Below are 20379 nucleotides of genomic sequence, written 5' to 3'. Positions count from 1 at the left end.
CGCAGGGAGAGGCGAACCGGCCCTCGGCGAGGGGCCGTTCGGCCCCTGTGCCGAACCGGGTGCGGGCGCGAGCGTGGCCTTACGCTGGCAGGGAGGTGACGATGACGACCTGCAAGAAGCTCAGGCAAGCCAAGGGCAACCCCCTGCGGCGCAGGTCGGACGCGGTCGAGGGGTGGGCGGCGCTGCTGCTCGGACTGCTCGCCTTCCTGGTGGCGCCCGCCGCGGGAGCCGCGGCCGGCTGGGCCGCCCACGCCGACGCCGCCGAGCACGCCCGCGCCCAGGTGGCGCAGCGCCAGCGGGTACGGGCGGAGCTCGTCGAGGACGCCCCCGACTACGTGCCGTCGTCCAGCGGGGTGCAGAACACGGTGACGTACCCGGTCAAGGTCCGCTGGACCGACGACGGCCGGCGCACCGTCGTGGCGACCGCGCCCGTCTCCGCCGGGCTCGACCGGGGCGATCCGGCCACCGTCTGGCTCGACGCGCGCGGCCGGGTCACCACCGCGCCCTGGGGCTCCGACGCCGTCTGGGCCCGCGCCCTCACCACCGCGTTCCTGGTCACCGCGACCACCGCGACCCTCGCCCTGCTGACCCGCTGCGCCCTCCGCCGCGCCCTGGACCGCCGCAGGCTCGCGGCCTGGGAACGCGAGTGGAACCGCGTCGGCCCCGAGTGGAGTCGGCGCCCCGCTTAGGGCGCACGCCCGCGCACGGGCCCGAGTGGCCCCCTCGCCCGCCGCGCGGAGGGCCAAGCGCCTGCTCAGGGGGCCGACGGGCCCCGTGGCAGAGCCGACAGGGCCCGGCGCCGGAGCCGTTCGGCCCCTGGGCGGGTCGCGGCCCGACCGGCATGGTCGAGGTATCGCAAGGACGGCGGACCACCCGACGCGACGACGCCGCCGGAGCCCCGCTCCGCCGACAGCCGGGCCCCGGCGGCGCCCCACAGGGAACGCGCCCGCGGCCGCCGTCCGAGCCACCCGAAGGAGGCCGCCCATGACCACCACCGCACCGCGCATCACGCAGACCCTGCCCGAGGAGTACCGCGGCCGGCTGATGCGCTTCGCGCGCGACGTGACCTTCCTGGAAGGCGCCCGGCTGTTCGACGAGGGCTCGCGCGCCGACCGCTTCTGGATCGTGCGCAGCGGCAGTGTCTCCCTCGACATGCGGGTGCCGGGACGGCGCGCCCCCGTCGTCGAGTACCTCGGCCACGGGGACCTCATCGGCTGGTCGTGGCTGTTCCCGCCCTACGTGTGGCAGCTCGGCGCGCAGGCCGAGACCCGGGTCAAGGCCCACGAGTTCGACGCCTTCACCGTCCGTCTGTTGTGCGCCTCCGACCCCGGGCTCGGCTCGTTCGTGGCCCAGTGGGTGGGCGGCGTGCTCGCCCACCGGCTCAGCGTCACCCGCACCCGGCTGCTCGACCTGTACGCGCCGTACGGAACGGACGCGGCGTAGCGCGGAACACGGACCGGCAGGGTCCGTGAACGGTACCGTTCGGCCCTGGCGGATCAGTCCGTCCGGCCCCAGGATCTAGACGGGTTCGCATCCACCCGTCTGGGAACACCACAGCCGAGGGGGCCGTATGTCACAGCCACGTACTTTCTCAGCGGACCGGCCCATACGCATCCTGCTGCTCGACGACCACGAAGTGGTGCGCCGCGGCCTGCGCGACCTCCTCGGGGCCGAACCCGACATGACCGTCGTCGGGGAGGCCGCCACCGCGGCGCAGGCCATCGCCAGGGGACCCGCGCTCCGCCCCGACGTGGCCGTGCTCGACGTACGGCTCCCGGACGGCGACGGCATCACGATCTGCCGTGAACTGCGTGTGCTCATCCCGGACTTGAGCTGCCTCATGCTCACCTCCTTCGACGACGACGACGCGCTGCTCGACGCCATCATGGCCGGCGCCGGCGGTTACGTCCTCAAACAGATCAAGGGCTCCGACCTGGTCTCCGCCGTACGCACCGTCGCCGCCGGGCAGTCGATGCTCGACCCGGCCACGACGGCCCGGCTGATGCGCAGCCTGCGCGGACCCGAGCAGGGCGAGCAGCCCGTCCCGGACGCCGCGGGGGCGCCGACGGCCGAGGGCGTCGAACTCACCGACCGGGAGCGGGACATCCTCGCGCTGGTGGGGGAGGGGCTCACCAACCGGCAGATCGGCCGTCGCCTGTTCCTCTCGGAGAAGACGGTGAAGAACAACATCTCCCGGCTGCTCGCCAAGCTGGGCGTGGAACGCCGGATCCAGGCCGCGGTGATCGCGACGAAATTGCCGCAGGACAGGAACCGCCCCTGAGAGCCCCTGGCCCGGCCCTGCGGCCGAGTCCCGGCGGCCGAGACCGTGTCAGTCGTCGTGCGAATCCGGCTCGATCGGCACCGTCCACTCCAGGAGGGTGCCGCCCCCGGCGCGCGCCGTGGTGTTCAGCTCGCCGCCGCGGCCCACCGCGCGGGCCGTCAGGTTGGCGAGCCCGCTGCGGTGCGCGTCGGACACCGAGGCGATCCCCACACCGTCGTCCGCCACGATCAGCGTCAGGGAGCCGCCGCGCACCACCAGGGCGACGTCGGCGGACGAGGCGCGGGCGTGCCGGGCCACGTTCGTCAACGCCTCGCCGAGCACGGCCAGCGTGTCGTCGGCGACCGGCCCCGGCACCTCCGCGTCGATCAGGCCCTCCATGCGCAACGACGGGGTGAAGCCGAGGACCTGGGCCGCGTCCTCCACCGCCCGTACGATCCGCACCCGGAGGCCGGAGCCGGTCGGCGGGGCGTCGCGCTCGCGCAGCCCGAAGATCGTCGACCGAATGATCTTGATGGTGGTGTCCAGGTCGTCCACGGCCCGCAGCAGCCGCTCCGCCGCCTCCGGATGCTGCACGAACCGCTGCGCGCTCTGCAACGTCATCCCGGTCGCGAACAGCCGCTGGATCGCCAGGTCGTGGAGGTCGCGGGCGATCCGGTCGCGGTCCTCCAGCAGGCTCATCTGCTCCGCGTCCCGCCGCCGGTCCGCGAGTTCGAGAGCGAGCGCCGCCTGCCCCGCGAAACCGCTGAGCGGGATCAACTCGGCCGCGGAGAAGGGGGAGTGGTCGGCGCGGCGCGCCAGCATCAGCACCCCTCGGACCCCCTCGGACGTGCCGATCGGGACCGCCACCGCGGGCCCGAGGCCCTCCCAGCGGTCCGGCTGGTAGGTGATCCGCGGGTCCTTGCGGATGTCGTCCGAGGTGACCAGCGCCTTCGAGGAGAGGGCCGCCCCGGCGAAGGTGCCCTCGCGCGGCAGCGTCACGTCGCTGTGCGCCTGCGCCCGCTCGCCGAGTGCCAGCTTCTCGTGCAGCAGGTTGTCGCCGGGCCCGATCAGCGCCACCACACCGAGGTCCGCCGCGGTGATCTCCCGCGCCCGGTCCACCATGAGGCGCAGCACCTGGTCCTCGTCGGCGCCGGACAGCAGGCTGCCGGTGAAGTCGGCGCTCAACTGGAGCCAGCGCTCCCGCAGTCGGACCTCCTCGTACAGGCGCGCGTTCTCGATCGCGACGCCCGCCGCGGCGCCCAGCGTCTGGAGCACCGCCACGTCCTCGTCGTCGAACTCGCCGCCGCCGCGCTTCTGCGTCAGATACAGATTCCCGAACACGTCGTCGCGCACCCGGATCGGCGTGCCGACGAACGAGTGCATCGGCGGATGGTGCGGCGGGAAGCCCGCGGAGGCGTGGTGGTCGGCGAGCTCCGAGAGCCGCAGCGGCGCCGGGTGCCGGATCAGCTCGCCCAGCAGCCCGTGCCCCGAGGGCAGCTCCCCGATCTCGGCGCGCAGGTCGTCGCTGATGCCGACCGGCAGGAACTGCGACAGCTTGCGGCGGTCCTCACCGATCACCCCCAGCGCCCCGTACTCGGCGTCCACCAGGACCACGGCGGCCTCCACGATCCGGCGCAGCACTTGGGAGAGGTTCAGCTCCTGGCCCACCGACAGGACCGCCTCGAGGAGTCCCTGAAGGCGGTCGCGGGTACGGCGGACCGTGCCGATGCGTACCTGGAGTTCTTCGAGCAGTTCGTCGAGCCGCAACCTCGGCAGAGGGCCCGATCCCCGTGCACCGTCCTCGGCCATCCGGCCTCCGTGGGGCCTCGGTGAGGTGTTCTTTCCCTCTCACGGTAGCGGCTGTCGGCGCCGCGATGACCTGCTTCGTCACACCTCGGAGGGTGGAACCACGGACTCCGCCGAGCCGTCCGCGTGCAGGGCCGCGACCTGGGAACGGGAGGTGAAACCGAGCTTGGTGAGAATGTGCTCCACGTGGGAGTCGATCGTCCGCTTCGACACCACGAGCTTCGCCGCGATCTCCCGGTTGGTGTGCCCCTCGCCGACCAGTGCGGCCACCTGACGCTCCCGTGGCGTGAGCCCGTCCGTGGGTCCCGAGCGCTGCGGCGGCACGTCGGGCGACGGCACCGAGTCGTCGGTCAGCGCCAGGTCGACGACGGCGTCGAGCGGCATCGCCGTGCCCTCCTCGAACGAGTGGTGGTACCCGTCGGCGCCGAGCACCGTCCGCGCCGAGTCCGCCGCCTGCGTGTGCAGTTCGTGCAGCACCGGGATGCCGAACCGGGCCTCCTTCGCGGCCCTGCGCCACAGCGCGTCGGCCGCGCCTTGCAACACCGCGACCCGCTCGAAGCGCCGCAACTGCGCCGCGTGCCAGGCGAGCCCCTCCATGAAGTGGGCCAGCCCCATCAGATCATGCAGCGCCGCCTTGGTGCGCATGCCCTCACGGGCGCACTCCACCGACGCCTCGTGCTCGCCCTTGAGCCACAGGCCGACGCTCTTGACCCACAGCGCCCAGCCGCGCGCCCACTGCTCGCCCGGATGCGCGGCGCCCCGCGCCAGCGAGTCGTCGCACCAGGCGATGCCCTTCCCGGGATCGCCGGCGAGGATCAGCATGAACCCGGCGTAGAAGCCCAGCATGAGCAGGCCCGTGTCGTCACCGAGCGCCGTCATCCGGGCGCGGGCCTCGTCGAAGTCGTCGGCGCAGCCGTCCATCTGGCCGAGGAAGTACCGGCGGTGCGCCTGGAAGGCGAGCGTCCAAGCGGCCCCCACCTGGTCGTTGATCCGGGCGGCGATCTGCTCGGCCTCCTTCAACAGCGCCTCGTTCTTGCCCCGTTCGCCCTGGAGGTCCATGTACCAGCTCATCAGCCACAGCGCCTTGACGCGCTGCGGCGTCTCGTCCCGGCAGCCGTCCAGCGCGCGCCGCAGCCAGTAACGGCCCTCGGTGAGCAGCCCGGTGGCGTGCCAGTAGCCCCACAGCGCCGTCGCCATCTCCAGGCCACGGCAGTTCAGTTCCCGCACGGCGACGCAAGTCTCCAGGGCCACCCGCACGTTGGCCTGGTCGCGCACCAGGGCCCGCAGCAGGGGCACTTGCGCGTCGCCCGTCCACTCCTCGTCGAAGGCGCGGGCCGCGTCGAGGAAGTACATGAGGTGGCGGTGCCGGGTGCGCTCGTCGCCGCCGAGCGAGACGAGCTGCTCCAGGCCGAACTCGCGAATGGTGTCGAGCATGCGGTACCGCGTGCCCTCCGGCGTCTCCACCCGCACCACGACCGACTTCTCCACGAGGCCGATCAGCGAGGTCAGCACGTCGTCGACGGGCAGCACCTCGTCGTCGGAGCACACCGACTCGGCCGCCTGGAGGCTCAATTCGCCCGCGAACACGGACAGCCGGGCCCACAGCAGCCGCTCCGCCGCCGTCGACAGCTCGTGGCTCCAGCCGATCGCCGTACGCAGCGTCTGATGGCGCGGCACCGACGTGCGACGCCCGCCGGTGAGGAGCCGGAACCGGTCGTCGAGGCGGGCCAGCATCTCGTCGAGGGACAGCACCCGCAGCCGGGACACCGCGAGTTCGATGGCGAGCGGGATCCCGTCGAGCCGGCGGCACAGGGCGAGCACGTCGGCGCGGTTGTCCTCGCCCACCGTGAACCCCGGCACCGCCGCCGACGCCCGGTCGGCGAACAGCGCCAGCGCGTCGTCGCACTCCCGCCCCGCGGTGTGGTCCGCCGGATCCGGCATGCGCAGCGGCCCGATCGCCAGGACGTGCTCCCCGGGCACGTCGAGCGGCTGCCGGCTGGTCGCGACGATCCGCAACCCGGGTGCGGCGCGCAGCAGTTCGTCGCAGAGCATCGCGCACGCGTCGACCAGGTGCTCGCAGGTGTCGAGCAGCAGCAGGAGCCCGCGGTCCTCCAGGTGATCGGCGATCACCTCCAGCGCCGGCCGTGCCGTCTGCTCCGGCAGGTCGAGGGCGGCCGCCACGGCGTTCGCGAGCAGCGCCGGGTCGCGCAGCGCGGACAGCTCCACGAGCCGCACCCCGTCGGTGAACGTGCCCCGCAGGTCGCGGGCCGCCCGCACCGCCGTGCGGGTCTTGCCGACGCCGCCGGGCCCGGTCAGCGTCACCAGCCGCGCCCGCGACAGCACCTCCGTGATCTGGCCCAACTCCCTCCGCCTGCCGACGAAAATGGTGGTCTCGGCGGGGAGTTCTCCCGGCGTGCGCCGGGCTGGGCTCGGGTTCATGCGGGGGCTCACCTCGTGCGGTACGGATGGTGGCGACTGCCGCCGCCAGGCTAGGCCGAAACGGGGACGGGCGAACCCTCTTCACACCGTGACCACTCGAACGGGAAGTCCTCGGAAAGAAGGTCCCCCGGGGAACAGTTCGCACAGGATCCGGGGATTCCGGGCGCACTTCAGGGAAACCGTCACACGGCGCGCCCGGTTGACTACACTTCCGGGAACGCCGCGGCTGCCGCGCCGAACCTGCCGCGTGCCGTCGTCACGGCCGGATCCGATGCGTCCGGTGCCCCCTGCGGAAGGCCTTCATGACCACCCGTTCGTCATCGATCACCTCTCTGCCCGAGACGTTCGGCACGCTCGGCGTCAGCGCCCGTCGACTGACAGCGGGCACGGCGCCGAAGAGGCCGGGCAGCGATCTCCACGGAGTCGTGGACACGCCGTACGGGACCCGGCTGCTCATCGGGCACGTCTCGGCCGAGGGCTCCGCACCGGCCGAGGCCGCCGACGACCTGCTGCGGACCTGGCGGCGGCTCGCCCGCGTGCAGCGGACGCTGGAGGTGCTCGCGGTGCGCCTGCACTCGACGGTCGCGCACTCCGACGAGGCCGGCCGGTCCGTCGCCGCCACACTGGTCACGGTCGCCCCCGACGGCTCCGCCGAGTACGTCTGCTGCGGGCATCCGGCGCCGCTGCTGATCCGCGACAGGTCCGCGGTACCGGCCGCCGTGCCCGCCCCGGCGCCGCCGCTCGGCCGGCTCGACCTCGCGCACGGCTGGTGCGGAGCCCAGCAGATATCCGCGAGCGCCTGGGACCGCATGCTGCTGCACACCGAGGGAGCCGCCGAGGTCCGCGACGCGGACGGCGGCCCCTACCCCCTCGCCGACCGCGCCGCCGAGCTGAGCGCCCTGCCGCTCGCCCCGTTCACGGCCGCGCTCTCGGCCGACCTGCTCCACCACGCCGGAGGCCGCCTGGACGCGGACGCCTCGCTGCTCGCGGTGGAGGCGACCTCCCCGGGCCGCGCCCCGGACTGAAATCCATGGCCCGAGCCTGTTTTCGTCCGGCTGTGACAGGACAACCGGGAGTCGAGTCCCGTGACAGCTGATGACCATGGAAGGAGGGGCAGCCCATGCTCCTCGCCCACCCCGCCCTGCTGAACGACCTCGTCCGCGAGTACGAGACGCTCAGCGCGCTCGACGCCGACGAGGGAGGCCCCGCCGCGCGACGGCGGCTCGACGACATCGGCTACAGCCTCTGCGTGGCCACCGGGACGAGCGATGTGGACGCCGCGCTGGTCGCGGCCCGGCACCGGCTCCCGGGCGCCCGCGTCCACGACGACTCGGTGATCACCGCGCGCCGGCACCGGAGGTCGACGGCGCAGCGCATGGGCTGAGGAGCGGGGCGGCTCAGACCGCGAGCGTGCCGCGGCCCGTGGTCTGTTCCTCCAGCACCCGCTCGGCCCCCGCGGACGTCGACTGCCACAGGGTGGTGACCGGCTCCCACACCCGTACCCCCGTCGGTGAGCCGAGGGTCAGTGCCTGGAAGGTGCGGCCCTCCTGGTCGGGCAGCGCCGTGACCGTCACGTACATGACGGCGGGCGCCCGGTCCTCGGCGTCGTCGGAGTCGGAGACCGACAGCACCGCCGCGTACGCCGTGTCGTGCGCGGCGAGGGTGCGTCCGGAGTGCGGCACGGCGGGCAGCGGGAGCGCCGCGCCGTCCAGGTCCCCGTACGTGACCGTCGGGACGCGGTCGACGAGGCAGGCCTTCGAGGAGTCGTTGCGCACGCTCAGCTTGAGGATGTCGGCGCTGTCGTCGGAGGGCTCGGCGCGCACCGTCAGATCGTTCTCGCCGCAGCGCGCGAGCACGGCGGGCGCGGAGAGCGCGGGCGGCGCGGCGAGCGCGGTCAGAGCGAGGGCGGCGGTGACGGCGGCCGCTGCCGCCGTGGCGTGACGAGCGCTCATCGGGAGTCCTCAGTCCATATCCGGCAAATGCAGACATACGACATTAGCGCGAAAGTGTGACGCGGGGCACTCCCTGCGGGTGGGGGTGCAGCGCGCGCAAGGTTTGCACGGTGTGCAAGAATCTCGGCCGTGACCGTCACCGAGCCGCAGCCGAGCGCCCCCGCCGAGGGGCTCCGCGCGCGCAGGCGCCGCGAGACGCGCACCGAGCTGCACGCGGCGACCGTCCGGCTCGCCCGCGAGCACGGATTCGGCCAGGTCACGGTCGAGATGATCAGCAAGGAGGCCGGCGTCTCACCGCGGACCTTCTTCAACTACTTCCCCAGCAAGGAAGCCGCCCTCTTCGCCTTTCCCGGCGCCGTGCCACCCGCGCTCGCGGACCGGTTCGCCGAAGGGGAGGGGCGGGACACCGACGCGGTGCTGCGCGACCTCGGCGACGTGCTCGCCGACCACCTCCAGGAAGCGGCGCCCGAGCCGCGGGAGCTGGAGGACTCGCTGCGCATCGCGGAAGGCGTGCCCTCGGTCCTGGCCGCGTTCCTCGCCCAGTGCGAGGCGGTCGAACGGGACCTCGCCGGCCTCATCGCCCGGCGCACCGGCACCCCTCCCGACGGCGAGAGCGCCGAACTGCTCGCGGGTGTCGCCATGTCGACCGTACGCAGCGGCATGAAGCGGTGGTCGCAGTCGAACGACCACAGCGAAGGGCCCGCCGAGCGCGTACGGGAGTCCTTCGCGGCGCTGCGCGCGCTGCTCGGGCCGGCCGCCGTGAAGTAGGCACCCCACCCGGGTGACCGACTCCCCCTCGCGGTCACCCACGCATCCGGCACCGAGGACCCGGGGCGCTGCCCCGGACCCCGCTCCCCGGGCGCCGGAGGAATCCGGAACGCGGCAGCCGCTCCCACGCCGCGGATCCCACCCCGAACCCCTTCCACTCGCACACACCACATCGGAGAACACCGCAATGACGCACGCCCCCGCACCCGAGGGCATCGACTCCGGCCCCGACCCGGTGGCCGACGTAGCCGCAGGGGCCGCCGAGAGCATCGCCAAGCCGCACAACTTCGGCCTGATCTTCGCCGCGCTGATGCTGACCATGCTGCTCGGCGCGCTCGACCAGACCATCGTCTCGACCGCCCTGCCGACCATCGTCGGCGAGCTCAACGGCATCGAGCACATGGCCTGGATCACCACGGCGTACATCCTCGCCGCCACCATCGGCATGCCGGTCTACGGCAAGCTCGGTGACCTCATGGGCCGCAAGAACATCTTCCTCGCGGGCATAGCCCTGTTCCTGGTGGGCTCGGTGGTCTGCGGACTCGCCCAGAACATGGGCACGTTGATCGCCGGACGCGCCCTCCAGGGCCTCGGCGGCGGTGGCCTCATGATCACCTCGCAGGCGATCATCGCCGACCTGGTGCCGCCGCGTGAACGTGCCAAGTACATGGCCCCGATGGGCGCCGTCTTCGGCCTGTCGTCCGTCGTCGGCCCGCTGCTCGGCGGCTGGTTCACCGACGCGCACTCCTGGCGCTGGGCGTTCTGGGGCAACCTGCCGCTCGGCATCCTCGCGTTCGTCGTCGCCGCCGTCGCGATCAAGCTGCCGCGCAAGACCGTCCAGGTCACCCTCGACTACCTCGGCACCGCGCTGATGGCCGCGGCCGTCACCTGCACCGTGCTCTTCGCGAGCTGGGGCGGCACCCAGTACGAGTGGTCCGACCCGCTGGTCATCGGCCTGGGCATCGGCGCCGTCGTCGCCTGGGTGCTGTTCTTCGTCGCGGAGAAGCACGCCAAGGAACCGGTCATCCCGCTGCACCTGTTCCGCTCGCCGATCTTCAACGTGGCGACCCTGCTCGGCATGATCGTCATCGGCCTCGGCATGTTCGCGATCGTCGGCTACATGCCCACCTACCTCCAGATGGTGTACGGCAAGACGGCCACCGAGTCCGGACTGCTGCTCATCCCCATGGTCGTCGGCATCATGGGCACCGCCCTGCCGTCCGGCGCGATCATGTCCAAGACCGGCAAGTACAAGATCTATCCGATCGCCGGCACGCTCATCATCATGCTCACCGCCTACCTGATGTCGACGCTCGACGTGTCCGACCCGGTCTGGCTGGTCTGCGTGTACGTCGGCCTCGCGGGCGCGGGCGTCGGCCTGATGATGCAGACCCTCGTGCTCGCCGTGCAGAACGACTTCCCGGGCTCGGAGGTCGGCACCGCCACCTCCGCGAACAACTTCTTCCGGGAGATCGGCGCGACGCTCGGCGTGGCCGTCGTCGGCGCCGTGTTCGCCAGCCGCCTCACCGACCAGCTGGCCACTCGCATCCCGGCCGAGGCCGCGGCCAAGATCGGTGACAGCGACTCGCTGACGCCCGCGCTGGTCCGCGCGCTGCCGGCCGATCTGCGGGACGCGGTCGTCGGCTCGTACCAGGAGGCGCTCGTCCCGATCTTCCTGTACCTGCTGCCCGTCTTCGCCGTCGGCCTGGTCCTCGCCTTCGTCCTGAAGGAGAAGCCGCTCGCCGACAACGCCGACTGGCACGCGCAGAACGCGGGTCCGGCGGCGGACAAGGAGCCGGAGCCGGTGGCCTGAACCCTCGCACGGGACAGGTCCGGTGCCCCCGTCGCGCTCTCGGCGCGGCGGGGGCACCGCCGTGTCAGTCGACGTCCAGCCACACCCCGTCCCGCATCAGGTCACGGCCCGCCAGCTCGTTCGCCTCCCGCCAGGCCTGAACGCGCACGGGCCGGATCCGGACGTACACGTACGGGCCGTCGGCGGCCCGCGGATCGAACCCGGCGCTCGCCGCGAACGCGTCCGCGAACTCCTCGGTGACCTCGGCCGCGGGCACCGCCTCGCAGGTCCCGGCGATGTGCACGACATCGCGCGTCGGCCCGATCGCCAGGTGCACCAGCCCCGTCGCCAGCAGATTGCGGGCCACCGGATTGGTGGCCCGCGTCGACACGTACAGGCACGCGTCCCGCCACAGGAACGACAGCGGCATCATGTACGGCGCACCGCGCTCGGGGTCGGCCGTCGCGACCCACGCGTCCACCTCCCGCTCCAGCCGGTCGAGGGTGTCCTGCTTGCGCTGCTTCGCGGAACGGGCGGGTGCGGGCTCGGTCATGCGGTTCTCCTCGGAAGCGGCCGGGGGCGACGGCGCGGTCCCGGCGCGCCGCCGTCACCGGGCGGGGCGTCGGACGCGTCGGGTGCCGCATAGCATCGTACGGTCACCAACCGGCCGTTCCCCCAGACCTGTTGGGCCCGCGCGAGGAACGTCCAGCCGAGCCGTTCGTAGAGGGCGATCGCGGCGGCGTCCGTGTCGACCACGTCCAGCACGGCCCGCATCCCGTGCTCGGCGGCCGAGGCCACGGCCCGGTCGAGCAGGGCGGCGCCGAGCCCGTGGCCGCGCGCCGCCGGGGCCACGAAGAGGCGGGCCACGACGCCGACCGCCGAACCCGCCGGTACGAGGCCGGGCGCCACGTCGCCCCCGTCGGGCCGCGCCAGCAGCACGTGCCCCACGACCCGGCCGTCCAGCACCGCCACCCACGCGCCGAGGGGATCGACGCCGCGGATCCAACCGGGGGCGTCCTCGGGCCAGGTGACCGGATAGCCGTCCGCGTGGTGCACGGCGCGCAGCGCCTCGGCGCAGGCCGTCAGGTCCGGGTCCCGGCGCGGCCTGACCCACGCGTCATCGTTGCCGTACACCCGTCACCTCTTTGTCGCCCGAACCGTCCGTGGCATCGAATCACACGCCCGGAACGCGCTTGTCCGGTCCTGCGGTCCGGATTAGCGTGCCGACGTGGATCTCTTCTCGCGGTCATGGTCCGCGCTGCGCGCGGCGGTCGCCGATCTGCCCGAGCAGGCGTACGGGCAGCCCTCCGGCTGCACCGGCTGGCTGGTGCGCGACCTGGTGTGCCACCTGGTCATCGACGCGCAGGACGTGCTGATCACGCTCGTCACCCCGGTGGCCGGGGAGCCGACCGTCGACGCGGCGACGTACTGGCACGTGGCGCACGAGCCGCCGACCGGCGAGGACCCGCTCGACGCGCTGACCGTCCGGCTCGCCGCCGCCTACCAGGACCCGGCGCTGCTCGCGTTCCACCTCGACGACGTCGGCTCCGCGGCGGGCCGCGCCGCCGAACTCGCCGACCCCCGCGCCCGTGTGAGCACGCAGGAGCAGATCCTCACGGTGGCCGACTACCTCACCGCGTACGTCCTGGAGTGGACCCTGCACCACCTCGATCTGACCGCCCGTCTCCCGGACGTGCCGGGGCCGCCGGGGGAGGGCCTCGCCCGCTCGCGCGCTCTGCTGGAGCGGATCGCGGGCGCCTGTTTCCCCGCCGACTGGTCCGACACAGACGCCCTGCTCGTCGGGACGGGCCGAAGGGCGGCGACGCCGACGGAACGTGCCCAACTCGGCGACCTGGTACGGAAGGTGCCGCTCGTCATCGGCTGAGCGGACCCGGCGCACCGCCTTGCGTCCAAGCTCTTGACGCGCACACTCGGCCCCGCTTAACTCACGTCCTAAATTAAGGTCTGACCGCATTCAAGTCCTGAACGCGTCGGACCATCCTCCGGACAAGGGACGCCTGGAGCCATGAGCAGAATCCGCGCCGCCTGTGCCTGTGCCGTCACCCTCTCGTTTGCCTTCGCGGCCACCGCCTGCGGTGGTGGTTCGCCGACCGGCGGCGGGTCGGACGACTCCCCGAAGACGTTGACGTACTGGGCCTCCAACCAGGGCGCCAGCGTCGAGGTCGACAAGAAGGTCCTCCAGCCGGAGCTCGACAAGTTCGAGAAGCAGACCGGCATCAAGGTCAAGCTGGAGGTCGTGCCCTGGTCCAGCCTGCTCGACCGGATCCTCACCGCGACCACCTCCGGCCAGGGCCCGGACGTCCTCAACATCGGCAACACCTGGAGCGCCTCGTTGCAGGCGAGCGGCGCCCTGCTGCCGTGGGACGCGAAGAACTTCGCGAAGATCGGCGGCAAGGACCGGTTCGTGGCGTCCGCGCTCGGCTCGGCGGGCGCCGAGGGCAAGGACCCGGCCGCCGTGCCGCTGTACTCGATGGCGTACGCGCTCTACTACAACAAGCAGATGTTCAAGGACGCCGGGATAGCGAAGCCCCCGGCCACCTGGGACGAGGTCGTCGCCGCCGGGAAGAAGATCTCCAAGGGCGGCAAGTGGGGCATCGGCGCCGAGGGCTCGAACCTCTCCAACAACATCCACCAGGTCTTCGTCCTCGCCAAACAGTACGGCGCCGACTGGTTCACGGCCGACGGCAAACCCGACTTCACCTCGGACGGCGCCGTCGCGGGCGTCAAGCAGTACGTCGACCTGATGGCCAAGGACAAGATCATCGCGCCGGGCAACGCCGAGTACGCGCAGAACCAGTCCCTGAGCGACTTCTCGAAGAACAAGACGGCGATGGTGCTGTGGCAGACCGCCTCCGCCACCTTCAAGACGCAGGGCATGGACGAGGACGAGTGGGGCGTCGTGCCCGCCCCCGTGCAGTCGGGCGCGCCGGGCCAGGGCCGGAACGTCAACTCGATGGTCGCCGGCATCAACATGGCCGTCTTCAAGGACACCGACAACCTCGGCGGCGCCACGAAATTCGTGAAGTTCATGACCAGCGACGCCGAGCAGAAGATCCTCAACAAGGCCTACGGATCGATCCCGCCGGTCAAGTCCGCCCAGGAGGACCCGGCGTTCAACGTACCGGCCGTCGCCACGCTCAAGGAGACCATCGCCAAGAGCGCCGCCCCGCTGCCCCAGGTCGCCGACGAGTCGCAGTTCGAGACCGCCGTCGGCACGGCCGTGAAGGAACTCTTCGCGGACGCCGCAGCGGGCCGCCCCGTCACCACCGCCACCGTCAAGGCCAAGCTCGCCAAGGCCCAGCAGCAGATGCCCACCAAGTGAGCGTACGGATGACGACGACCACCACCGCCGAGCGGCCCGCCGAGACGGTCGCCGGCACCAAGACCCCCGGGGCGGCGGACGGTCAGGGCCGCCGCCCCGGGCGGCTCCGCCGGATCGGCCTGCCGTACCTGCTGCTCCTGCCCGCGCTGATCCTCGAACTCCTCGTCCACCTCGTGCCCATGGCCATGGGCATCCTGATGAGCTTCAAACAGCTCACCCGCCTCTTCCTGCGCGACTGGACCGCCGCCCCCTGGAGCGGCCTCGACAACTTCAAGGTCGCCGTCGACTTCGACGGCGCCATCGGCGGGGCGCTCCTGTCGTCCTTCGTCACGACCTGCCTGTTCACCGTCGCCTCGGTCGCGCTGTGCTGGGCGATCGGCACGGCGGCCGCGGTCTTCATGCAGGAGACGTTCAAGGGGCGCGGCATCCTGCGCGCCCTGTTCCTGGTCCCGTACGCGCTGCCCGTGTACGCCGCCGTCATCACCTGGGTGTTCATGTTCCAGCACGACAACGGCCTGGTGAACCACGTGCTGCACGACCAGCTCGGCCTCACCGACAAGCCGTCGTTCTGGCTCATCGGCGACAACAGCTTCGTCGCGCTGCTCACCGTCTCCGTGTGGAAGGGCTGGCCGTTCGCCTTCCTCATCGTGATGGCCGGCCTCCAGAACATCCCGAAGGACCTCTACGAGGCCGCCGCCCTCGACGGCGCCGGACTGTGGCAGCAGCTGCGCCGCATCACGCTGCCGTCCCTGCGCCCCGTCAACCAGGTGCTCGTCCTCGTCCTGTTCCTGTGGACGTTCAACGACTTCAACACGCCCTACGTGATGTTCGGCAAGGCGGCGCCCGAGGCCGCGGACCTGATCTCGGTCCACATCTACCAGGCCTCGTTCGTCACCTGGGACTTCGGCACCGGCTCCGCGATGTCCGTCCTGCTGCTGCTGTTCCTGCTCGTCGTGACGGGCGTGTACCTGGCGCTCACGTCCAGGGGGAGGAAGACCGCCGATGTCTGACACGCCGATGCCGCGCGCCCGCTTCAGGTCGCCGACCGCGCCCCCGCCGTCGTTCCTGTGGGCCCGCCGGATCTTTCTCACCCTGCTCACCGGCTTCGTGCTGCTGCCCGTCTACGTGATGGTGTCCAGCTCGCTCAAGCCGCTCCAGGACGTCCAGGGCGCGTTCCGCTGGATCCCCAGCGGACTGACGCTGCGCCCCTACATCGACATCTGGTCGACCGTCCCGCTCGCCCGCTACTTCGTGAACTCGCTCGTCGTGGCGGGCGCGGCGACGGTCTGCTCGGTGATCGTCGCCGTCTTCGCGGCCTACGCCGTCAGCCGCTACCGCTTCCGCGGCAAGCGGGTCTTCACGGTGACGGTCCTGTCGACGCAGATGTTCCCCGGCATCCTCTTCCTGCTGCCGCTGTTCCTGATCTACGTCAACATCGGCAACGCCACCGGCATCGCCCTGTTCGGCTCGCGCGGCGGGCTGATCCTCACGTACATGACGTTCACGCTCCCGTTCTCGATCTGGATGCTCATCGGGTACTTCGAGTCGGTGCCGCGCGACCTCGACGAGGCCGCCCTCGTCGACGGCTGCGGTCCGATCGGCGCGCTCTTCCGGATCATCGTGCCCGCCGCGATCCCCGGCATCGTCGCCGTCGCCGTGTACGCCTTCATGACCGCGTGGGGCGAGGTCCTCTTCGCCTCGGTGATGACCAACGACACCACCCGCACGCTCTCCGTCGGCCTCGGCGCCTACGCCAACCTCAACGACGTGTACTGGAACCAGATCATGGCCGCCTCGCTCGTGGTGAGCGTGCCCGTCGTCGCCGGCTTCCTGCTGCTCCAGCGCTATCTCGTGACCGGACTGACCGCGGGCGCCGTCAAGTGACCCGAACTGATCGAACTGAAGGGAACTTCGTGTCCGACCCCCTCGACCTCGCCGCCTTCCCGCACGACTTCCTGTGGGGCACGGCCACCTCCGCGTACCAGATCGAGGGAGCCGTCGCCGCGGACGGCCGCTCGCCCTCGATCTGGGACACGTTCTCGCACACCCCCGGGAAGGTCGACAACGGCGATCACGGCGACGAGGCCTGCGACCACTACCACCGGTGGCGCGAGGACATCGAGCTGATGCGGCGACTCGGCACCAACGCCTACCGGTTGTCCGTGGCCTGGCCGCGCGTCGTGCCGGGCGGCGACGGGCCGGTGAACCCCAAGGGCCTCGCGTTCTACGACGAGTTGACCGACGCGCTGCTCGACGCGGGCATCACCCCGTCGGTCACCCTCTACCACTGGGACCTGCCGCAGGCGCTCCAGGACCGCGGCGGCTGGCCGGAGCGGGATACGGCCGAGCACTTCGCCGCGTACGCCGCCGTGGTCGCGGAGCGGCTCGGGGACCGGGTGAAGCACTGGACACCGCTGAACGAACCGCTGTGCTCGGCGTGGATCGGCCACCTGGAGGGGCGAATGGCCCCGGGCCTGACCGATCTGACCGCCGCCGTGCGCGCCTCGTACCACCTGCTCCTCGGTCACGGCCTCGCCACGCGGGCGATCCGCGCCGCCGTGCCGGGCGCGGAGATCGGCGTCGTCAACAACCTCGCCCACGTCGTACCCGCCACCGACCGCCCCGAGGACGTCGCCGCCGCCCGCCGCATGGACGGCCACGCCAACCGCTGGTGGCTCGACCCCGTGCACGGGCGCGGCTTCCCGGCCGACATGCGGGAGGTGTACGGAGTCGAACTGCCCGAGCGTGCGGGCGACTTGGCGGCCATCGCCGAACCCCTCGACTGGCTCGGCCTGAACTACTACTTCTCCTCCGCCGTCGCCGACGACCCCACGGGCCCCGCCCCGGGCGCCGTCGCCGTGGACCGCCCCGGCCTCCCGCGCACCGGCATGGACTGGGAGATCGACGCCCACGGCATCGAGGCACTGCTGCTCCGCCTCACCGACGACTACGGCGCCCGCAAGCTGTACGTCACCGAGAACGGCTCCGCGTACCCCGACGTCGTCCGTCCCGACGGAACCGTCGACGACCCCGAACGCGAGGCGTACCTCGTGGAACACCTCGCCGCCTGCGCCCGCGCGACCCGCCGGGGCGCCCCGCTCGCCGGGTACTTCGCCTGGTCGCTGCTCGACAACTTCGAGTGGGCGTACGGCTACGACAAGCGCTTCGGCCTCGTCCACGTCGACTACGCGACACAGAAACGCACCATCAAGGGCAGCGGCCACCGCTACGCGGACCTCGTCCGCCGCCACGGCACGCTGGCGCGCCGGGCCGCCTGACGCCCACCGGCTCACCGGCTCAGCGGGCCAGCCCGGAAGCGGCCTCGCTGAGCCGGTCCAGCACGTACGCGACATCGGGGTGCCCTCCCGTGCCCGCCCGGTACACGGCCCGGACCGTGCGCAGCACGGGGGAGCGCAGCGGGTGCAGGGAGACGCCCTCCAGGTGTGCGGGCAGGGCGAGCCGAGGGACCAGGGCCACCCCCGCGTCGCGGGCCACCAGCGCCATCAGGACCCCGAAGTCGCCCGCCCGTGCCACCGCGTCCGGCACGAACCCGGCGGCCCCGCAGGCCCGTTGGGTCATCTCGTGGCAGGCGGTGTCGGTACCGGGCAGCAGCCACGCCTCCCGCGCGAACGCGGCCAGGTCCGCCTCGTCGCCCGGCGCGAGGCCGTACCGGGCCGCCCTCCCGGGATGCAGCGCCAGCTCCACCGGCTCGTCGAAGAGCAGCCGCTGCTCGCAGCCCGGCGGCAGCGGCCGGGGGAGCAGGCTGTACGTGTGGGTGACCGCGACGTCGACCGTCCGCTGCCGCAGCGCCTCGTCCGCGGCGTCCGGCTCGTGCTCGACGAGGTGCAGCCGGGGCGCCTGCGTGCCGGGCTCCGGCCACACCGCGGGCAGCAGCACCCGCGCCGCCGACGGGAACGCGGCGATGCGCACCGCGCCCGGACGGCCCTGCCGCAGCGCCGCCACATCGGCCTCGGCCGCCGCCAGGCCGGAGAGCACCACCTGCGCGTGCTCCACGAGCAGCCGCCCCGCGCCGGTGAGCCGCAGTGCCCGGCCGTGCTTCTCCAGGAGCGTGAGACCTGTCTCCTTCTCCAGCGCCGCCAACTGCTGCGAGACCGCCGGCCCCGTCAGATGCAGGGCCTCGGCGGTCGCCGCCACCGTGCCGTGCGTGGCGAACTCCGCGAGCAGCCGTAGCCGCCGCACCTCCAACACTAAAGCTCACCTTCTCAATGAGGAAAGAAAGAGTAACTGGACCTTTCCAATTCTACGGAGCAGGGTCGGGAGGGTGAAGTCCTTGAAACTCGACAAGACGTTCCTCGCCCTCGCGGCCACCGTGCTGCTGTGGGCCTCCGCGTTCCCGGCCATCCGCGTGGCCCTCGACGGGTACGGGCCCGCCGGGCTCTCGTTCGTGCGGCTCGCCTCCGCGTCGCTCGTGCTGCTCGCCGTGGCGCCGTTCCTGGGTGTGCGCAGGCCGCGCAGGGCCGACCTGCCGCGCATCCTCGTCGTCGGGGCGTGCGGCATGAGCGCGTACCAGCTCTTGCTCAACTGGGGCGAGACGCGGGTGCCCGCCGGAACCGCGAGCCTGATCGTCGCGTCGGTGCCCGCCATCAGCGCGCTGCTCGCCGTCGCGTTCCTCGGGGAGCGGCTGACCTGGCGCACCGTCGCGGGGTCCGGCACGGCGCTCGCCGGCTGCGCGCTGATCGCCCTCGCGGGCGGGGAGAACGGTTACACGGCCGCCGCCTGGGCCGTCCTGGGCGCGGCCGTCGTGCAGGCCGTCTACCACTTCGCCATCAAGCCGCTGCTGCGGCACTGCACCGGTCTCGAGGTCGCCTGCTACGCGATGTGGGCGGGCACGGTGCTGCTGCTTCCGCTCGCTCCGGGCGCGCTCGGGGAGCTGGTGCGGGCGCCGGCCGACGCGACCGTCGCGGCGCTCTACCTCGGCCTGCTGCCGTCCGCCGCCGGATTCGTGGTGTGGGGGTACGCGGTGGCCCGGCTGACGGTGACGGCGGCGACCTCCGCGCTGTACCTGGTGCCGGCGGTGGCCCTGGTGGTCGCGTACCTGTGGCTGGGGGAGACACCGACGCTCGTCGAGGTGATCGGCGGACTCGTGACGCTCGCGGGCGTCGTGCTGCTCGGGCGCGCCGCACCGAAGAAGCGCGGCGCGCCCGAGGCTCCCGTCACGCCAGCGACAGGAACAGCTTCTCCAGCTCGTCCTCGCTGAGCGGCGGCTGCTCGCCGTCCGCCGCGTTCATGCAGTCCCGCATGCCGGAGGCGATGATCTTGAATCCGGCCCGGTCCAACGCCCGCGACACGGCGGCCAGTTGGGTGACCACGTCCTTGCAGTCGCGGCCCGCCTCGATCATCGCGATGACACCCGCCAGCTGCCCCTGCGCCCGGCGCAGCCGCTTCAGGACGGCGTCCATCGCCTCCGGGTTCCCGGTGCCGCTCATGAGCGCAGCGCCGCGCGGGCCGTGTCGAGGGCGCCCGGCTCGGGACGGTTGAACGGCAGCTTGCCGAGCATCGCCGCCATGCCGCACGTGTTGCTCACGCCCGAGTAGACGAGGCCGGAGGCGACGCCCGCGGCGAGCAGCCGGGCCTTCGGGGCGCGGCGGCCCAGCGCGAGGCCCAGCAGGACCAGCGAACCGGCGGCGAAGCGCACCTGGCGGTCCATGGCCCAGGCGCTGCGCTCGGGGCGGGCCGCGGTGTCGACGGGAAGCCCCTCCGCGGTCCAGGCACGGGTCCCGCCCGCGAGGCCGACGGCCTCGACACCGGCGTCTTCGAGCTTCGCGCAGGCGGCGGCGGAGCGCTGCCCGGCCGCGCACACGACGACGATCCGGCGCCGCTCGGCCGCGTCCCGCAGCTCGGGCAGCAGCTCGTCGATGAGGTCCGCGGGCACGTTCAGCGCGCCGGGCACGTGTCCCGACGCGTACTCGGCGGGGGCGCGCACATCGAGGACGAGGGTGCCGTCGGCGGGCCGCTCGCGCAGCTCGGCGGGGGCGAGGGTGGTGCTCATGTTTCTCCT

General features: G+C 72.5%; 21 protein-coding genes. 13 read left to right on the top strand and 8 right to left on the bottom strand.

All coding sequences use genetic code 11. The features are described 5' to 3' along the window. Nucleotides 1–101: 101 nt before the first annotated feature. From ACYBSK_RS20235 to ACYBSK_RS20225, 3 genes are all read left to right on the top strand, one after another. Nucleotides 102–689: an Rv1733c family protein gene (locus ACYBSK_RS20235; protein WP_457478576.1), complete on the top strand. Its 588-nt coding sequence runs from the start codon at nucleotides 102–104 to the stop codon at nucleotides 687–689. A gap of 295 nt (nucleotides 690–984) precedes the next feature. Further along, nucleotides 985–1443 carry a Crp/Fnr family transcriptional regulator gene (locus ACYBSK_RS20230; protein ID WP_457478575.1) on the top strand — a complete coding sequence of 153 codons (459 nt, stop codon included), beginning with the start codon at nucleotides 985–987 and terminating at the stop codon, nucleotides 1441–1443. Between the two features lie 127 nt (nucleotides 1444–1570). Then, nucleotides 1571–2281 (top strand): response regulator, encoded by a 711-nt coding sequence (locus tag ACYBSK_RS20225; RefSeq protein WP_460242741.1) that lies wholly within the window; start codon nucleotides 1571–1573, stop codon nucleotides 2279–2281. A 48-nt stretch (nucleotides 2282–2329) separates the two neighbouring features. On the opposite strand, the gene ACYBSK_RS20220 is transcribed toward ACYBSK_RS20225, so the two are convergent. Both ACYBSK_RS20220 and ACYBSK_RS20215 read right to left on the bottom strand, forming a co-directional pair. Beyond that, on the bottom strand, nucleotides 2330–4069 hold the full coding sequence (locus ACYBSK_RS20220) for a sensor histidine kinase (protein ID WP_460242740.1): 1740 nt from the start codon (nucleotides 4067–4069) through the stop codon (nucleotides 2330–2332). A 78-nt stretch (nucleotides 4070–4147) separates the two neighbouring features. After that, a complete protein-coding gene (locus ACYBSK_RS20215; RefSeq protein WP_460242739.1) occupies nucleotides 4148–6505 on the bottom strand; it encodes a helix-turn-helix transcriptional regulator in 2358 nt (785 codons plus the stop codon). A gap of 302 nt (nucleotides 6506–6807) precedes the next feature. Here ACYBSK_RS20215 and ACYBSK_RS20210 point away from each other — a divergent pair, with 302 nt between their 5' ends. After that, on the top strand, nucleotides 6808–7530 hold the full coding sequence (locus ACYBSK_RS20210; protein WP_460242738.1) for a SpoIIE family protein phosphatase: 723 nt from the start codon (nucleotides 6808–6810) through the stop codon (nucleotides 7528–7530). Nucleotides 7531–7625: 95 nt separating this feature from the next. Then, nucleotides 7626–7889, top strand: a complete 264-nt coding sequence (locus tag ACYBSK_RS20205; protein WP_457478570.1) for a DUF5133 domain-containing protein — start codon at nucleotides 7626–7628, stop codon at nucleotides 7887–7889. Between the two features lie 13 nt (nucleotides 7890–7902). Here the strand turns inward: ACYBSK_RS20205 and ACYBSK_RS20200 are convergent, their stop codons facing one another. Continuing rightward, the gene (locus ACYBSK_RS20200) at nucleotides 7903–8457 is read right to left on the bottom strand and encodes a DUF4232 domain-containing protein (protein WP_460242737.1); all 555 of its coding nucleotides are present in this window, start codon (nucleotides 8455–8457) and stop codon (nucleotides 7903–7905) included. Nucleotides 8458–8586: 129 nt separating this feature from the next. Between ACYBSK_RS20200 and ACYBSK_RS20195 the strand changes: the two genes are divergently transcribed. Both ACYBSK_RS20195 and ACYBSK_RS20190 read left to right on the top strand, forming a co-directional pair. Next, nucleotides 8587–9225 carry a TetR/AcrR family transcriptional regulator gene (locus ACYBSK_RS20195; protein WP_460242736.1) on the top strand — a complete coding sequence of 213 codons (639 nt, stop codon included), beginning with the start codon at nucleotides 8587–8589 and terminating at the stop codon, nucleotides 9223–9225. A 187-nt stretch (nucleotides 9226–9412) separates the two neighbouring features. After that, on the top strand, nucleotides 9413–11038 hold the full coding sequence (locus ACYBSK_RS20190) for an MDR family MFS transporter (RefSeq protein WP_460242735.1): 1626 nt from the start codon (nucleotides 9413–9415) through the stop codon (nucleotides 11036–11038). Between the two features lie 64 nt (nucleotides 11039–11102). Here ACYBSK_RS20190 and ACYBSK_RS20185 read toward each other — a convergent pair whose 3' ends face one another. Together ACYBSK_RS20185 and ACYBSK_RS20180 are read right to left on the bottom strand one after the other, a co-directional pair. Beyond that, entirely contained in the window at nucleotides 11103–11570 is a 468-nt protein-coding gene (locus ACYBSK_RS20185) for a pyridoxamine 5'-phosphate oxidase family protein (protein ID WP_457478566.1), read from the bottom strand. Further along, nucleotides 11567–12151, bottom strand: a complete 585-nt coding sequence (locus ACYBSK_RS20180) for a GNAT family N-acetyltransferase (protein WP_460242734.1) — start codon at nucleotides 12149–12151, stop codon at nucleotides 11567–11569. Before ACYBSK_RS20180 ends, ACYBSK_RS20185 begins: the two co-directional genes overlap by 4 nt. Nucleotides 12152–12245: 94 nt before the next feature. Here ACYBSK_RS20180 and ACYBSK_RS20175 point away from each other — a divergent pair, with 94 nt between their 5' ends. From ACYBSK_RS20175 to ACYBSK_RS20155, 5 genes are all read left to right on the top strand, one after another. After that, on the top strand, nucleotides 12246–12902 hold the full coding sequence (locus ACYBSK_RS20175; RefSeq protein WP_457478564.1) for a maleylpyruvate isomerase N-terminal domain-containing protein: 657 nt from the start codon (nucleotides 12246–12248) through the stop codon (nucleotides 12900–12902). Nucleotides 12903–13043: 141 nt separating this feature from the next. Beyond that, entirely contained in the window at nucleotides 13044–14360 is a 1317-nt protein-coding gene (locus tag ACYBSK_RS20170; RefSeq protein ID WP_457478563.1) for an ABC transporter substrate-binding protein, read from the top strand. Between the two features lie 8 nt (nucleotides 14361–14368). Beyond that, complete coding sequence (locus ACYBSK_RS20165; protein ID WP_457478562.1) at nucleotides 14369–15370, top strand: carbohydrate ABC transporter permease; 1002 nt, start codon at nucleotides 14369–14371, stop codon at nucleotides 15368–15370. Then, the gene (locus ACYBSK_RS20160) at nucleotides 15363–16244 is read left to right on the top strand and encodes a carbohydrate ABC transporter permease (protein ID WP_460242733.1); all 882 of its coding nucleotides are present in this window, start codon (nucleotides 15363–15365) and stop codon (nucleotides 16242–16244) included. Before ACYBSK_RS20165 ends, ACYBSK_RS20160 begins: the two co-directional genes overlap by 8 nt. Before the next feature lie 29 nt (nucleotides 16245–16273). Continuing rightward, complete coding sequence (locus tag ACYBSK_RS20155) at nucleotides 16274–17638, top strand: GH1 family beta-glucosidase (protein ID WP_460242732.1); 1365 nt, start codon at nucleotides 16274–16276, stop codon at nucleotides 17636–17638. Nucleotides 17639–17657: 19 nt separating this feature from the next. On the opposite strand, the gene ACYBSK_RS20150 is transcribed toward ACYBSK_RS20155, so the two are convergent. Further along, a complete protein-coding gene (locus ACYBSK_RS20150) occupies nucleotides 17658–18569 on the bottom strand; it encodes a LysR family transcriptional regulator (RefSeq protein WP_460242731.1) in 912 nt (303 codons plus the stop codon). Between the two features lie 73 nt (nucleotides 18570–18642). Between ACYBSK_RS20150 and ACYBSK_RS20145 the strand changes: the two genes are divergently transcribed. Then, the gene (locus tag ACYBSK_RS20145) at nucleotides 18643–19578 is read left to right on the top strand and encodes a DMT family transporter (RefSeq protein WP_460242730.1); all 936 of its coding nucleotides are present in this window, start codon (nucleotides 18643–18645) and stop codon (nucleotides 19576–19578) included. Here the strand turns inward: ACYBSK_RS20145 and ACYBSK_RS20140 are convergent. Continuing rightward, entirely contained in the window at nucleotides 19535–19807 is a 273-nt protein-coding gene (locus ACYBSK_RS20140; protein WP_365500216.1) for a metal-sensitive transcriptional regulator, read from the bottom strand. The two genes, ACYBSK_RS20145 and ACYBSK_RS20140, sit on opposite strands and share 44 nt — an antisense overlap. After that, on the bottom strand, nucleotides 19804–20370 hold the full coding sequence (locus ACYBSK_RS20135; RefSeq protein ID WP_460242729.1) for a rhodanese-like domain-containing protein: 567 nt from the start codon (nucleotides 20368–20370) through the stop codon (nucleotides 19804–19806). Before ACYBSK_RS20135 ends, ACYBSK_RS20140 begins: the two co-directional genes overlap by 4 nt. Between the last annotated feature and the right edge of the window lie 9 nt (nucleotides 20371–20379).

The organism is Streptomyces sp. BYX5S (genome assembly GCF_054724165.1).
The sequence above is the reverse complement of the archived record's forward strand: the minus strand, read 5'-3'. Positions and strand labels throughout refer to the sequence as shown.

Coding starts and splice junctions, on each gene's coding strand:
- ACYBSK_RS20235 (WP_457478576.1), top strand. CDS start 102: ATGACGACCTGCAAGAAGCTCAGGCAAGCCAAGGGCAACCCCCTGCGG.
- ACYBSK_RS20230 (WP_457478575.1), top strand. CDS start 985: ATGACCACCACCGCACCGCGCATCACGCAGACCCTGCCCGAGGAGTAC.
- ACYBSK_RS20225 (WP_460242741.1), top strand. CDS start 1,571: ATGTCACAGCCACGTACTTTCTCAGCGGACCGGCCCATACGCATCCTG.
- ACYBSK_RS20220 (WP_460242740.1), bottom strand. CDS start 4,069: ATGGCCGAGGACGGTGCACGGGGATCGGGCCCTCTGCCGAGGTTGCGG.
- ACYBSK_RS20215 (WP_460242739.1), bottom strand. CDS start 6,505: ATGAACCCGAGCCCAGCCCGGCGCACGCCGGGAGAACTCCCCGCCGAG.
- ACYBSK_RS20210 (WP_460242738.1), top strand. CDS start 6,808: ATGACCACCCGTTCGTCATCGATCACCTCTCTGCCCGAGACGTTCGGC.
- ACYBSK_RS20205 (WP_457478570.1), top strand. CDS start 7,626: ATGCTCCTCGCCCACCCCGCCCTGCTGAACGACCTCGTCCGCGAGTAC.
- ACYBSK_RS20200 (WP_460242737.1), bottom strand. CDS start 8,457: ATGAGCGCTCGTCACGCCACGGCGGCAGCGGCCGCCGTCACCGCCGCC.
- ACYBSK_RS20190 (WP_460242735.1), top strand. CDS start 9,413: ATGACGCACGCCCCCGCACCCGAGGGCATCGACTCCGGCCCCGACCCG.
- ACYBSK_RS20185 (WP_457478566.1), bottom strand. CDS start 11,570: ATGACCGAGCCCGCACCCGCCCGTTCCGCGAAGCAGCGCAAGCAGGAC.
- ACYBSK_RS20170 (WP_457478563.1), top strand. CDS start 13,044: ATGAGCAGAATCCGCGCCGCCTGTGCCTGTGCCGTCACCCTCTCGTTT.
- ACYBSK_RS20165 (WP_457478562.1), top strand. CDS start 14,369: ATGACGACGACCACCACCGCCGAGCGGCCCGCCGAGACGGTCGCCGGC.
- ACYBSK_RS20160 (WP_460242733.1), top strand. CDS start 15,363: ATGTCTGACACGCCGATGCCGCGCGCCCGCTTCAGGTCGCCGACCGCG.
- ACYBSK_RS20140 (WP_365500216.1), bottom strand. CDS start 19,807: ATGAGCGGCACCGGGAACCCGGAGGCGATGGACGCCGTCCTGAAGCGG.
- ACYBSK_RS20135 (WP_460242729.1), bottom strand. CDS start 20,370: ATGAGCACCACCCTCGCCCCCGCCGAGCTGCGCGAGCGGCCCGCCGAC.